Source organism: Streptomyces sp. NPDC016469 (assembly GCF_040632905.1).
Lineage (GTDB): Bacteria > Actinomycetota > Actinomycetes > Streptomycetales > Streptomycetaceae > Streptomyces.
The window spans coordinates 23,505-37,558 of record NZ_JBEYCQ010000039.1; the positions used below are offsets into that span (position 1 = coordinate 23,505).

The following is a 14,054-nucleotide window of genomic DNA, read 5'->3' on the forward strand; positions in this document are numbered from 1 at the left end:
CAGAACCCCAAGAAGTCAGCCACCAAGGAGACCGAACCGTGAAGAGCGCCGTGGAGACCCTGAACCCGACCCGGGTTCGGCTCAGCATCGAGGTGCCCTTCGAGGAGCTCAAGGACAGCCTCGACGCGGCGTACAAGAAGATCAACCAGCAGGTCACGGTGAAGGGGTTCCGCAAGGGCAAGATCCCCAGCCGGGTCATCGACCAGCGGTTCGGCCGTGGTGCTGTGCTGGAGGAGGCCGTCAACGACGCGCTCCCGAAGTTCTACACCGAGGCCGTCAACGAGGGTGAGCTGAACGTCCTCGGCCAGCCCGAGGTCGACATCACGGAGCTGAAGGACGGCGAGCTGCTGGCCTTCACCGCCGAGGTGGACGTGCGCCCCGAGATCGAGATCCCGGACTACTCCGGCATCGAGGTCACCGTCGACGCCATCGAGGTCACCGACGAGGACGTCGAGAAGGCCGTCGAGCAGCTGCGCGGCCGCTTCGCCTCCACCAACCCGGTCGAGCGCGCCGCCGCCGAGGGCGACGTCGTCACGATCGACCTGGAGGCCAAGGTCGACGGCGAGGTCCTGGAGGACGGCGTGGCCGAGGGTGTCTCGTACACCATCGGTTCCGGCGAGCTCCTCGAGGGCATCGACGAGGCCGTGACCGGCCTGGAGGCCGGTGGCGAGGCCACCTTCACCTCGCAGCTGAAGGGCGGCTCCGCCGAGGGCAAGGACGCCGAGGTCACCGTCAAGGTCACCGCCGTCGCCGCCCGTGAGCTCCCCGAGCTGGACGACGACTTCGCCCAGATGGCCAGCGAGTTCGACACGCTGGAGGAGCTGAAGGCCGACAGCCGCAAGCGCCTCGAGAACACCAAGCAGTACGACCAGGCCACCCAGGCCCAGGAGCGCGTCCTGGAGGAGCTGCTCAAGCTCGCCGAGGTCCCGATCCCGGAGAAGCTGCTCGCGGACGAGGTCCAGACCCGCAAGCACAACCTGGAGCACCACCAGCTCGGCCAGATGGGGCTCACCCTCGACAAGTACCTGGAGATCCAGGGCAAGACCGCCGAGGAGTTCGAGGCCGAGACCTCCGAGCAGGCCGTCAAGGGCATCAAGACCCAGTTCATCCTTGACGAGCTCGTCAACAAGGAGAAGCTGAACGTCAACCAGGAGGAGCTCACCGAGCACCTCATGCGGCGCGCCGCCTCCTCCGGCATGAGCCCGGACCAGTTCGCCCAGGCCGTCGTCGAGGGCGGCCAGGTGCCGATGCTCGTCGGCGAGGTCGCCCGCGGCAAGGCGCTCGCCGTCGTGGTCGAGGCCGCCAAGGTCGTCGACACCAACGGTGAGGTCGTCGAACTGGAGGATGACGAGGAGGAGACCACGGAGGCCGAGGCCACCGAGGCCGCCACCGACTCCGAGGAGAAGAACGAGGGCTGACCCTCGCGCTGACCCCGTACGACGGGCTCCGGACGCCACCGCGTCCGGAGCCCGTCGTCGTACCGGCGGACGCCGCGCCACAACCCTTGTGCCAGCTGCGGAGCTTGCGCTCCCAGCGAACAGTCGCGGAAGCGGGATGGCGTTGTTCCACCTGCGCGTTAGGGTCCATGAAGGAAGGGTCGGGTAGTCCCGGCCCACCCGGTACGAAGACGCTGAGACGGCCGGAGCCGTCAGAGACGAGCAGGTGGATACGTGACGAATCTGATGCCCTACGCCGCCGGAGAGCCGTCCCTCGGTGGTGGCCTCGGCGACCAGGTCTACAGCCGACTGCTCGGCGAGCGCATCATCTTCCTCGGCCAGCAGGTGGACGATGACATCGCCAACAAGATCACCGCGCAGCTGCTCCTCCTTGCCGCAGAGCCGGACAAGGACATCTACCTCTACATCAACAGCCCCGGCGGCTCGGTGACGGCCGGCATGGCCGTCTACGACACCATGCAGTACATCCCGAACGACGTCGTCACCATCGGTATGGGCATGGCGGCCTCGATGGGCCAGTTCCTGCTCACCGGCGGCACCGCCGGCAAGCGCTTCGCGCTTCCGAACACCGACATCCTCATGCACCAGGGATCGGCCGGCATCGGCGGTACGGCCTCGGACATCAAGATCCAGGCCCAGTACCTGCTGCGTACCAAGCAGCGCATGGCGGAGATCACCGCCCGCCACTCCGGCCAGACCGTGGAGACGATCATCCGCGACGGCGACCGCGACCGCTGGTACACCGCGGAGGAGGCCAAGGACTACGGCCTCATTGACGAGATCATCTCGATCGCGTCGGGCGTTCCGGGCGGCGGCGGCACCGGCGCCTGATCCGGACCCCCGGACAGCGCCCGTACCGCACCGCGCATCTCTCGTACGCCGAGACACCCAGCCACAGAACGCCACCAGGATGGTGAACACCCACATGAACAACTTCCCCGGCGCCTCCGCGAGCGGCCTCTACACGGGCCCGCAGGTGGACAACCGCTACATCGTCCCGCGCTTCGTGGAGCGCACGTCGCAGGGCGTGCGTGAGTACGACCCGTACGCGAAGCTCTTCGAGGAGCGCGTGATCTTCCTCGGCGTGCAGATCGACGACGCGTCCGCCAACGACGTCATGGCGCAGCTGCTGTGCCTGGAGTCGATGGACCCGGACCGGGACATCTCCATCTACATCAACAGCCCCGGCGGCTCGTTCACGGCGCTCACCGCGATCTACGACACGATGCAGTTCGTGAAGCCGGACATCCAGACGGTCTGCATGGGCCAGGCGGCCTCCGCCGCCGCGGTCCTGCTCGCCGCCGGCACCCCGGGCAAGCGCATGGCCCTGCCGAACGCCCGCGTGCTGATCCACCAGCCGTCCTCGCAGACCGGCCGCGAGCAGCTCTCCGACCTGGAGATCGCGGCCAACGAGATCCTGCGCATGCGGACCCAGCTGGAGGAGCTGCTGGCCAAGCACTCCACCACGCCGATCGAGAAGATCCGCGACGACATCGAGCGCGACAAGATCCTCACCGCTGAGGACTCCCTGGCCTACGGCCTTGTCGACCAGATCGTGTCGACGCGCAAGAGCGCGGCCGGCGCGCTCGCCTGACATGCGCCTTCACCCCTTGGCACGGCTGCGGTACCCGGCTCCGGCCGTGTGAACCGTGCCAAGGGGGGCCCGCATGGGGGGCCAGGCAAGGTACCGTCGGATAGAGGCACAGGAGCCGCTGCACCAGGCGTCTCCCAGGCGAAGGGGAAGCACCTCGTGGCACGCATCGGTGATGGCGGCGACCTGCTCAAGTGCTCGTTCTGCGGAAAGAGCCAGAAGCAGGTGAAGAAGCTCATCGCGGGTCCCGGTGTGTACATCTGCGACGAGTGCATCGATCTCTGCAACGAGATCATCGAGGAGGAGCTCGCCGAGACGAGCGAGGTCCGCTGGGAAGAGCTTCCCAAGCCCCGCGAGATCTACGAGTTCCTCGAGGGGTACGTCGTCGGGCAGGAGCCCGCGAAGAAGGCCCTCTCGGTCGCTGTGTACAACCACTACAAGCGGGTCCAGGCCGGCGAGAACGGCGGCGGGGCGGGCCGCGACGACGCGATCGAGCTCGCCAAGTCCAACATCCTGCTGCTGGGCCCCACGGGCTCCGGCAAGACGCTGCTCGCGCAGACGCTGGCCCGCATGCTCAACGTCCCGTTCGCCATCGCGGACGCGACGGCGCTGACGGAGGCCGGCTATGTCGGCGAGGACGTCGAGAACATCCTGCTGAAGCTGATCCAGGCCGCCGACTACGACGTCAAGAAGGCCGAGACCGGGATCATCTACATCGACGAGATCGACAAGGTCGCCCGCAAGAGCGAGAACCCGTCGATCACCCGTGACGTCTCCGGCGAGGGCGTCCAGCAGGCGCTGCTGAAGATTCTGGAGGGCACCACCGCCTCCGTGCCGCCCCAGGGCGGCCGCAAGCACCCGCACCAGGAGTTCATCCAGATCGACACGACGAACGTGCTGTTCATCGTGGGCGGCGCCTTCTCCGGCCTGGAGAAGATCATCGAGTCCCGGGCCGGCGCCAAGGGCATCGGCTTCGGCGCCACGATCCGCTCCAAGCGGGAGATCCAGGCCAGCGACCAGTTCCAGGAGGTCATGCCGGAGGACCTGGTGAAGTTCGGGATGATCCCCGAGTTCATCGGCCGCCTCCCCGTCCTGACCTCGGTCCACAACCTGGACCGCGAGGCCCTGCTCCAGATCCTCATCGAGCCGCGCAACGCCCTGGTCAAGCAGTACCAGCGCCTGTTCGAACTCGACGGCGTGGAGCTGGACTTCGAGCGCGAGGCGCTGGAGGCCATCGCCGACCAGGCGATCCTGCGCCAGACCGGCGCGCGCGGCCTGCGGGCGATCATGGAGGAGGTCCTCCAGTCGGTGATGTACGAGGTCCCGTCCCGCAAGGACGTCGCCCGCGTGGTCATCACCGCCGACGTGGTCCGCAACAACGTCAACCCGACGCTGGTCCCACGCGAACCGCGCACGATCGGCAAGGGCGACGAGGGCCGCCACGAGAAGTCCGCGTAACGCGGTGCGGTAGACGTACGTACGCGAAGGGGCGCCCGGCCGGAAGAACCGGCGGGGCGCCCCTTCGCGCTGCCGCGGGTCAGATCTTGGTGCGGGAGCTGTTGTAGAGCTTGGCGGCGAGGTCGGCCACGTCCTCGGTCGGCATGCTCTTGCCGGTGGTCATGGCAGCGCCCAGGTCGACGGCGAAGACGATGCCGACGGTGCTGTAGTCGGTCCAGATGCAGACGGGGACGATGACTTCCTTGGGGCCGTTCTGGAGCGACCCGTCGGACTTCTTGTTGACCGTCTTGAGCGTCTGGCACTTCATCAGGGCGCCGTCGAAGCCCTTGGGCGTGTAGCTCTTCGGGGAGCCGACGAGGGAGACTTCGCTGTCGTCGTCGCCCTCGTCCTTCGCCATCTCGTCCTTGGCGCCGGCGAAGGCCGCGTTCAGCGTCTTCTCCGGGTCGTCGATCTGGCCCCAGACGCCCTTGAGCATCAGCATCTTCGTGGTGAGCGGGTTCTTCTCCATGTCCCCGCTGGCGTAGACGGCGCTGGCCTCCACGGGCGACTTGACGCCCATCGCCTCGGTCTCGGTCTTGTCCTTGCCGGTCAGCGGGCCGGTCTTGTTGTCGGAGTCGGTCTTGTCGTGCTTGTACTCGCCCACCGACTCCGGCGGCGTCAGCTTGTAGCCCTTGGTGGAGGACGCGACGGAGGAACTGCCGCCGTCCGAGGTGATGAAGTACACCCCGCCCGCGACGACCGCCAGCGCCACGACCGCCGCCGCCACGATCAGGCCCGTCTTCTTCTTCTTCTGCGGCGCCGGCGGCGGGAAGCCCGGCTGCTGGCCGTAGGGCTGCTGGCCGTACGGCGGCGGGGTGGGCGGCTGCTGCCCGTACGGGCCCGGCTGCTGCGCCTGCGGGTAGCCGTAACCGGGCTGGGGCTGCTGCTGGGGCGGGACGCCCTGGGGGGCCTGCTGCGGGTAGCCGTAGCCGGGCTGCCCCTGCGGCTGGCCCTGCGGCGGCTGACCGCCGTACGGGCCGGGCTGCTGGCCGTACGGTCCGGGCTGGCCCTGCGGCGGCTGGCCACCGTACGGACCCGGCTGGTTGTAGCTCATCTGCGGTGTCCCCTGTTCGTGATACTTACGCGTTGCGAACATCCTGACGGAAGGCTCGCGCGCGCGGACCACCGGGAGGCACACCGTTACCGAACAAACCGGTTTCAGTGCACTCCTGTGACGGCTCTAAACTGTCCGCGTGACCGAGAACCCAGCGCAGCAGCCAGCCAGCAACCCCGAACTGCCGACCCAGTACACGCCGGCCGAGGTAGAGGGGAAGCTGTACGAGCGCTGGGTGGAACGCGGGTACTTCGAGGCGGACGCCAAGAGCGACAAGCCGCCGTTCACGATCGTCATCCCGCCGCCGAACGTCACGGGCTCCCTGCACCTCGGCCACGCCTTCGAGCACACGCTGATCGACGCCCTCGTCCGCCGCAAGCGCATGCAGGGCTTCGAGGCGCTGTACCAGCCGGGCATGGACCACGCCGGCATCGCCACCCAGAACGTCGTCGAGCGCGAGCTCGGCAAGGAGGGCAAGTCCCGCCACGACCTGGGCCGCGAGGCGTTCGTCGAGCGCGTCTGGCAGTGGAAGAACGAGTCCGGCGGCCAGATCTCCGGCCAGATGCGCCGCCTCGGCGAGGGCGTCGACTGGACCCGTGAGCGGTTCACCATGGACGAGGGCCTGTCCAAGGCCGTCCAGACCATCTTCAAGCGGATGTACGACGACGAGCTCATCTACCGCCGTGAGCGCATCGTCAACTGGTGCCCCCGGTGCCTCACCGCGATCTCGGACATCGAGGTCGAGTACCAGGAGGACGACGGCGAACTCGTCTCCATGACGTACGGCGAGGGCGAGGAGACCATCGTCGTCGCCACCACGCGTGCCGAGACGATGCTCGGTGACACCGCCGTCGCCGTCCACCCCGACGACGAGCGGTACAAGCACCTGGTCGGCAAGCAGATCAAGCTGCCGCTGACCGACCGCACCATCCCGGTCGTCGCCGACCACCACGTCGACCCGTCGTTCGGCACCGGTGCCGTCAAGGTCACCCCCGCCCACGACCCGAACGACTTCGAGATCGGGCAGCGCCACGACCTGCCCTTCCTCACCGTCCTGGACGAGCGCGCGGTCATCACCGTCCCCGGCCCCTTCGAGGGCCTGGACCGGCTGGAGGCCCGTTCCGCGATCGTCGCCGCCCTGCGCGCCGACGGCCGGATCGTCGCCGAGAAGCGGCCGTACGTCCACTCCGTCGGCCACTGCTCGCGCTGCAAGACCACGGTCGAGCCCCGGCTGTCCATGCAGTGGTGGGTCAAGGTCGCCCCGCTCGCCAAGGCGGCCGGTGACGCCGTTCGCGACGGCAAGGTCCAGATCCACCCCCAGGAGATGGAGAAGCGCTACTTCGACTGGGTCGACAACCTCCACGACTGGTGCATCTCGCGCCAGCTCTGGTGGGGACACCGCATCCCCGTCTGGCACGGCCCCGACGGCGAGATGGTCTGCGTCGGCCCCGACGAGCAGCCGCCCACCGGCGAGGGCTGGACCCAGGACAGCGACGTCCTGGACACCTGGTTCTCCTCCGGCCTGTGGCCGTTCTCCACGCTCGGCTGGCCCGAACAGACCGACAGCCTCGCGAAGTTCTACCCGAACTCCGTCATGGTCACCGGCTACGACATCCTCTTCTTCTGGGTCGCCCGGATGATGATGTTCGGCCTGTACATCAACAAGGACGTCCCGCCGTTCGAGAAGATCGTGCTGCACGGCATGGTCCGCGACGAGCACGGCAAGAAGATGTCGAAGTCCTTCGGCAACGTGGTCAACCCGCTGGACTGGATGGACAAGTACGGCTCCGACGCGCTGCGCTTCACGCTCGCGCGCGGCGCCAACCCGGGCACCGACGTCCCGATCGGCGAGGACTGGGTCCAGGGTTCCGCGAAGTTCTCCAACAAGATCTGGAACGCGACCCGGTTCGCCCTGATGAACGGGGCGACGATCGAGGGCGAGCTGCCGTCCGCCGACGAGATGTCGGTGACCGACCGCTGGATCCTCTCCCGCCTCAACAAGACGGTCGCCGAAGTCGACGCGTACTACGACGACTTCCAGTTCTCGAAGCTCAGCGAGGCGCTGCGGCACTTCGCCTGGGACGAGGTCTTCGACTGGTACGTCGAGCTGTCCAAGACCACGTTCTTCGGCGGCGGCCGCCCGGCCGAGGTCTCCGGCCGGGTCCTGGGCGAGGTCCTCGACGTGATGCTGCGCCTGCTGCACCCCGTCGTCCCCTTCGTCACCGAGACCCTGTGGACCGCGCTCACCGGCCGCGAGTCCGTCGTCATCGCGGACTGGCCGAAGGACTCGGGCTTCCGGGACGACGCCGCCGAGCGGGAGATCGAGCTCGTCCAGCAGGTCGTCACCGAGGTCCGCCGCTTCCGCTCCGACCAGGGCCTCCAGCCCGGCCAGAAGGTCCCGGCCGAGCTCACCCTGACCGGCACCCCGCTCGCCCCGCACGAGACGGCCATGCGGCAGCTGCTGAGGCTCCAGCCGGCCGGGGACGGCTTCCACGCCACCGCCTCGCTGCCCGTCGCCGGGGCGACCGTCGCCCTGGACCTGTCGGGCACGATCGACGTGGACGCCGAGCGCAAGCGGCTGACGAAGGACCTTGAGGCGGCCCGCAAGGAGAAGGGCCAGGCCGAGGGCAAGCTCGGCAACGAGGCGTTCCTCGCCAAGGCCCCGGACAACGTGGTCGACAAGATCCGCGGCCGGCTCACCAAGGCCGAGGCCGACATCGAGCGCATCACCGGCCAGCTGGCGGCCCTGCCGCAGAGCTGAGACGACGCCCATGAGCCCCCGCCCCCCTCACCCGAGGGGCGCGGGGGCTCCGGCGTGTCCGGCCCCCGGGCGGCTGCGCACGATGTCCGTGGCCATCCGTAGACTGGGGCCCGTGAGTGAGCCCCGCCCCGACCGGCCCGACGCGTCCGACCCCGACGACACCTTCGCGGAGATCGTGGACGAAGCGACCCAGCGCGACCCCGACCTGGCGGTGATCGAGGCCGGGAGCCGCACGCTGCGCGCCGCCTCGGGGCCGCCCCGCCCCGAGGAGCTCCCCGCCCGCCCCGCCGACCCCGAGGTCGACAAGGCACTGCGCGCGGTGGAGCAGGAGCTCGCCGGCCGCTGGGGCGAGACCAAGCTGGAGCCGTCCGTCACGCGCATCGCCGCCCTGATGGACGTGCTCGGCGAGCCGCAGCGCGCGTACCCCTCGATCCACATCACCGGCACCAACGGCAAGACGAGCACCGCCCGCATGATCGAAGCCCTGCTCGGCGCCTTCGACCTGCGCACCGGCCGCTACACCTCGCCGCACGTCCAGTCGATCACCGAGCGGATCAGCCTGGACGGCGCCCCGGTGGACCCGGAGCGGTTCATCTCCACGTACGAGGACGTCAAGCCGTACGTCGAGATGGTCGACGCCCAGCAGCCCTACCGGCTGTCCTTCTTCGAGGTGCTGACCGGCATGGCGTACGCGGCCTTCGCCGACGCGCCGGTCGATGTCGCCGTGGTCGAGGTCGGCATGGGCGGCACCTGGGACGCGACCAACGTCATCGACGCCTCCGTCGCCGTCGTCACCCCCATCTCGCTCGACCACACCGACCGCCTGGGCTCCACGACGGGCGAGATCGCGACCGAGAAGTCCGGGATCATCAAGCAGGGCGCGACGGTCATCCTGGCCCAGCAGCCCGTGGACGCCGCCCAGGTCATGCTGAAGAAGGCCGTCGAGGCCGACGCCACCGTGGCCCGCGAGGGCATGGAGTTCGGCGTGGTCTCCCGCGAGATCGCGGTCGGCGGCCAGCTGCTGACCCTGCGCGGCCTCGGCGGCGAGTACGACAATGTGTTCCTGCCGCTGTACGGCGCCCACCAGGCGCACAACGCGGTGGTGGCGCTCTGCGCGGTCGAGGCGTTCTTCGGCGTCGGCGCCGAGCAGCCCGGCGCACTGGACGCCGACATCGTGCGCGCCGCGTTCGCCTCGGTGATCTCGCCCGGCCGCCTCGAAGTCGTCCGCTCCAGCCCGACCGTCGTCCTGGACGCCGCGCACAACCCGGCGGGCGCCCGCGCCACCGCCGAGGGCCTGTCCGAGGCGTTCGGCTTCTCCCGGCTGATCGGGGTGGTCGGCGCCAGCGGCGACAAGGACGTGCGCGGGCTCCTGGAAGCCTTCGAGCCGATCTTCGCCGAAGTCGTCGTCACGCAGAACTCCACCGAGCGCGCCATGGACGCCGACGCCCTCGCGGCCGTCGCCGTCGAGGTCTTCGGCCACGACCGGGTGCAGGTCGAACCCCGGCTGGACGACGCGCTGGAGGCGGCTATCACGCTCGCCGAGGAAGAGGACGAGTACGCGGGCGCCGGCGTCCTGGTGACCGGTTCCGTGATCACGGTCGGCGAGGCCCGGCTGCTCCTGGGAAGGCGCTGACCATGCGCATGCTCTGTGCGTCCACGCTGATCGGCGAGTTCTTCGTGATCGGGTTCGCCGGACTCGTCGCGATGAAGTCCGACGACCTGTCGAACGCCACGGTCTGGACGGTGTGCGGCATCGGGATGCTCCTCTCCGTGCTGCTCTGCGGCATGCTCACCCGCCCCGGGGGCGTGCAGCTCGGCTGGGCCCTCCAGATCGCGCTGGTCGCGAGCGGCTTCGTGATCCCGGTGATGTTCATCCTGGGCCTGGCCTTCGGCGCGCTGTGGTGGGCCTCGGTGCACTACGGCCGCCGGATCGACGAGGTGAAGGCCCGCTGGGCGGCCCAGGCGGAGGCGGAGTCGCCCGCCGGCGGCTGACGGCCGGGCTCGCCGGGTGCTGCCCGGCGTGTCGCGCGCCCACCGCGGCAAACCCGGCGGCGGGCTCGTCGCCGGGCCCCTGTAATCTCGCCTCACCGCACCCGTATGCCTGCAAGGAGCCGCACATGACCCAGCGCACCCTCGTTCTTCTCAAGCCCGACGCCGTCCGTCGCGGTCTGGTCGGCGAGATCGTCGGCCGCATCGAGCGCAAGGCCGGCTGGAAGATCACGGCGCTGGAGCTGCGTACCCTGGACCGCGCCACGCTGGAGCAGCACTACGCCGAGCACGTGGGCCGCCCCTTCTACGAGCCGCTGGTCGAGTTCATGCAGTCGGGCCCGATCGTCGCCCTGGTGGCCGAAGGCGAACGGGTCATCGAGGGCGTCCGCGCCCTGGCCGGGCCCACCGACCCGATCGCCGCCGCGCCCGGCTCGATCCGCGGTGACTTCGGCACGATCACCCGGGAGAACCTCATCCACGCCTCGGACTCCGAGGAGTCCGCGGAGCGGGAAATGAAGCTGTTCTTCCCCGGACTTTCCTGAACCCGGATCAGCCGAACAGCGCTCGCGACCTGGGGCGACCGAATTAATTCGGTCGCCCTTCGGCATAGGGTGTCCGTTCGCGGGAACGCATCCCCCCGACGTAACGTCACCATGAGTGGAACGGCCACCCGTTCTGCCCAGCAAGGCGGCGTACCCTCGCGCTGTGCCGGCACATCCGGCACTACGATGGAACCTTCCACGCCCGCAGCGCCCATCCCGCCTACCAAATCAAGCCATCGCGGCTTTCACTTGGGAGGCCCGACGCATCCTCATGGGGAACAAGGGGAACTCAATGTCGTTCATCGGCCGTGACATGGCTATCGACCTCGGGACTGCCAACACGCTGGTGTACGTCAGGGGGCGCGGCATCGTCCTGAACGAGCCGTCCGTCGTGGCCATCAACACCAACACCGGCGGAATTCTGGCGGTCGGCGCCGAGGCCAAGAAGATGATCGGCCGTACGCCCGGCAACATCGTCGCCGTACGGCCCCTGAAGGACGGCGTGATCGCCGACTTCGAGATCACGGAGCGGATGCTCCGCTACTTCATCCTGAAGATCCACAAGCGTCGCTACCTGGCCCGCCCCCGGGTCGTGGTCTGCGTGCCCTCCGGCATCACCGGGGTCGAGCGACGCGCCGTGATCGAGGCGTCGACGCAGGCCGGCGCCCGCCAGGTGCACATCATCGAGGAGCCCATGGCTGCGGCCATCGGCTCGGGCCTCCCGGTCCACGAGGCCACCGGCAACATGGTGGTCGACATCGGCGGCGGCACCACCGAGGTCGCGGTGATCTCGCTCGGCGGGATCGTCACCGCCCAGTCCATTCGGGTCGCCGGTGACGAGCTGGACAACGCGATCATCCAGCACATCAAGAAGGAGTACTCGCTCCTCCTCGGGGAGCGCACCGCCGAACAGATCAAGATCACCATCGGCTCGGCGTACGACCTGGAGAAGGACGAGCACACCGAGATCCGCGGCCGCGACCTGGTCTCGGGCCTGCCCAAGACCGTCGTCATCTCGGCCGGTGAGGTCCGCAAGGCCATCGAGGAGCCGGTCAACGCGATCGTCGACGCGGTCAAGACGACGCTCGACAAGTGCCCGCCGGAGCTGTCCGGCGACGTCATGGACCGCGGCATCGTCCTCACCGGCGGCGGCGCGCTGCTGCGCGGCCTGGACGAGCGGCTGCGCAACGAGACGGGCATGCCGATCCACATCGCCGAGGACCCGCTGGACTCGGTGGCGCTCGGCTCCGGCAAGTGCGTCGAGGAGTTCGAGGCGCTCCAGCAGGTCCTGGACGCCCAGCCCCGACGGTAGTAACTCCACGGCCCCCGCGCGGACGCTGCCGCTCCGCGCGGGGGACCGCCGACATACAGGCACGATCATTCCTACGAGGAAGGCACGGCCGCCGCACTGTGAGGGACACACGAGAGAGCCGGCTGCTCCTGGTGCTGCTGATCGCCATCGCGTTCGCGTTGATCACGGTGGACATCCGCGGCGGTGAGGCGTCACCGGTGGACGGCGCCCGGCAGGCCGCCGCCACGGTCTTCGGACCCGTGGAGAACGGCGTGGCGTCGGCGGTCGACCCGGTGGGCAACGCCATAGGGGCGGTCCGCGCCTCCGGAACCCGCCACGACAAGATCGCCGCGCTGGAGAAGCAGAACGCCGAGCTGAAGGCGAAGCTCGGCAGCGACGACCGCAACCGCAGCCGGGTCCGCCAGCTGGACGAGATGCTGAAGAAGTCGGCCACCGGCCAGTACGGCATCAAGGCGGCCGAGGTCATCGCCATAGGAGCGGCCCAGGGCTTCTCCTGGACGGTCACCATCGACGCGGGCTCCAAGGACGGCCTCAAGCGCGACATGACCGTCCTCAACGGGGACGGGCTCGTCGGCCGCGTCACCACCGTCGGCCCGGACACCGCGACGGTGCTCCTCGCCAACGACCCCGACTTCACCGTCGGCACCCGGATGGAGTCCACCGACGAGCTGGGCTTCGCCACCGGCCAGGGCTCGCGCCCGCTGGCGGTGCAGTTCCTGAACGGCAAGGCCCGGGTCAAGAAGGGCGACCGCCTCGTCACGTTCGGCTCCAGCAAGGACAAGCCGTTCGTGCCCGGCGTCCCCGTCGGCGAGGTCGTCCGCGTCGACCCCTCGGGCGGCGACCTCACCCGGACCGTCTACGTACGCCCGTACGTTTCCTTCACCAAGCTGGACATCGTCGGCATCGTCGTCCAGGCCCCGCGCGAGGACCCCCGCGACATGGTCCTGCCGAAGAAGCCGAAGGCGCCCGCCAAGCCGAAGCCCACGCCGACCGTCACCGTCACCATCTCGCCCAACGGCGACATCGTGGACACCGAGGGCAACGTGGTCGGCAACATCCACGAGAGCCCCAGCCCGAACCCCAGCGGGAACGCCACTCCGAACGCCGACAACGCGGTCAACGAACAGAGGTAGAGCTGATCCCCATGCACGTCAACCGGACCCTGCTCTCCATCGTTCTGGTCGTCTTCGCCCTCGTCGTCCAGGTCTCCGTGCTGGCCCGCCTCCAGCTCCCCGGCGCCGTACCCGACCTGCTGCTCATGGTCGTCCTCGGCCTGGCCTTCGTCTACGGGCACGTCAGCGGCGCCCTCATCGGCTTCGGCGCGGGCCTCCTCGCGGACCTGGCGCCCCCGGCCGACCACGCCGCCGGACGCTACGCCCTGGTCCTCTGCGTCATCGGCTACCTCGCGGGCCTGGCCCGGCCGGAGAACGGGCAGCTGAAGTCCGCGTTCCTGCCGATGGCCGTGGTCGTCGCCGCGGCGATCGGGTCGACCCTGCTGTACGCGGGCGTCGGCGCGCTCGTCGGCGACACGGCGGCCCGTCACGTGGGTCTGGGCAGCCTGCTGTTCACCGCAGCGGTGTACGACCTGCTCCTGGCCCCGTTCACCGTGCCGCTGATCATGGCGCTCGCCAGACGTACCGTGAACGACCCCGTCACCGAGTCCTCCTCGGGGCGCGGCGACGTGGCGGCCGGCTGGCTGGCGGCGGGGACCGGGCTGCGGATCGGCAGCCAGCGCGGCGGACTGCGCGTGAAGGCGGCCCGCAACCGGGCGGCACGCGCCGGACGGATCAAGGGAGTCAAGCGACTGTGAGGCAGCATTCCGCCGGGCCCCGCCCCCGGACCACCACCGGG

The 14,054-nt window shown here is 69.4% G+C and carries 12 protein-coding genes; 11 read left to right on the plus strand and 1 reads right to left on the minus strand.

Translation table 11 applies throughout. The annotated features are described in order from the left end of the window. Positions 1-38 precede the first annotated feature (38 nt). From tig to clpX, 4 genes are all read left to right on the plus strand, one after another. A complete protein-coding gene (gene tig, locus ABZ565_RS31275; protein WP_361034360.1) occupies positions 39-1,418 on the plus strand; it encodes a trigger factor in 1,380 nt (459 codons plus the stop codon). Positions 1,419-1,682: 264 nt separating this feature from the next. After that, entirely contained in the window at positions 1,683-2,288 is a 606-nt protein-coding gene (locus ABZ565_RS31280) for an ATP-dependent Clp protease proteolytic subunit (protein ID WP_266540745.1), read from the plus strand. 79 nt (positions 2,289-2,367) lie between these two features. After that, a complete protein-coding gene (locus tag ABZ565_RS31285; RefSeq protein WP_018518168.1) occupies positions 2,368-3,051 on the plus strand; it encodes an ATP-dependent Clp protease proteolytic subunit in 684 nt (227 codons plus the stop codon). Between the two features lie 156 nt (positions 3,052-3,207). Next, positions 3,208-4,506, plus strand: a complete 1,299-nt coding sequence (gene clpX, locus ABZ565_RS31290) for an ATP-dependent Clp protease ATP-binding subunit ClpX (RefSeq protein ID WP_018103185.1) — start codon at positions 3,208-3,210, stop codon at positions 4,504-4,506. Between the two features lie 79 nt (positions 4,507-4,585). On the opposite strand, the gene ABZ565_RS31295 is transcribed toward clpX, so the two are convergent. Then, positions 4,586-5,599 (minus strand): hypothetical protein, encoded by a 1,014-nt coding sequence (locus ABZ565_RS31295; protein ID WP_361034363.1) that lies wholly within the window; start codon positions 5,597-5,599, stop codon positions 4,586-4,588. 139 nt (positions 5,600-5,738) lie between these two features. Between ABZ565_RS31295 and ABZ565_RS31300 the strand changes: the two genes are divergently transcribed. From ABZ565_RS31300 to mreD, 7 genes are all read left to right on the plus strand, one after another. After that, positions 5,739-8,360, plus strand: coding sequence for a valine--tRNA ligase (locus tag ABZ565_RS31300; RefSeq protein WP_361034366.1), 2,622 nt, complete (start codon positions 5,739-5,741; stop codon positions 8,358-8,360). A gap of 112 nt (positions 8,361-8,472) precedes the next feature. Beyond that, entirely contained in the window at positions 8,473-9,993 is a 1,521-nt protein-coding gene (locus ABZ565_RS31305; RefSeq protein WP_361034369.1) for a folylpolyglutamate synthase/dihydrofolate synthase family protein, read from the plus strand. Positions 9,994-9,995: 2 nt separating this feature from the next. Beyond that, positions 9,996-10,352: a DUF4233 domain-containing protein gene (locus ABZ565_RS31310; protein ID WP_361034372.1), complete on the plus strand. Its 357-nt coding sequence runs from the start codon at positions 9,996-9,998 to the stop codon at positions 10,350-10,352. A gap of 125 nt (positions 10,353-10,477) precedes the next feature. Beyond that, positions 10,478-10,891, plus strand: coding sequence for a nucleoside-diphosphate kinase (gene ndk / locus ABZ565_RS31315; RefSeq protein ID WP_018103190.1), 414 nt, complete (start codon positions 10,478-10,480; stop codon positions 10,889-10,891). Positions 10,892-11,183: 292 nt separating this feature from the next. Further along, positions 11,184-12,203 carry a rod shape-determining protein gene (locus ABZ565_RS31320; protein WP_018103191.1) on the plus strand — a complete coding sequence of 340 codons (1,020 nt, stop codon included), beginning with the start codon at positions 11,184-11,186 and terminating at the stop codon, positions 12,201-12,203. Between the two features lie 98 nt (positions 12,204-12,301). Further along, positions 12,302-13,336 (plus strand): rod shape-determining protein MreC, encoded by a 1,035-nt coding sequence (mreC, locus tag ABZ565_RS31325; RefSeq protein WP_361034375.1) that lies wholly within the window; start codon positions 12,302-12,304, stop codon positions 13,334-13,336. 11 nt (positions 13,337-13,347) lie between these two features. Further along, positions 13,348-14,013, plus strand: coding sequence for a rod shape-determining protein MreD (gene mreD / locus ABZ565_RS31330; protein WP_018103193.1), 666 nt, complete (start codon positions 13,348-13,350; stop codon positions 14,011-14,013). Positions 14,014-14,054 lie beyond the last annotated feature (41 nt).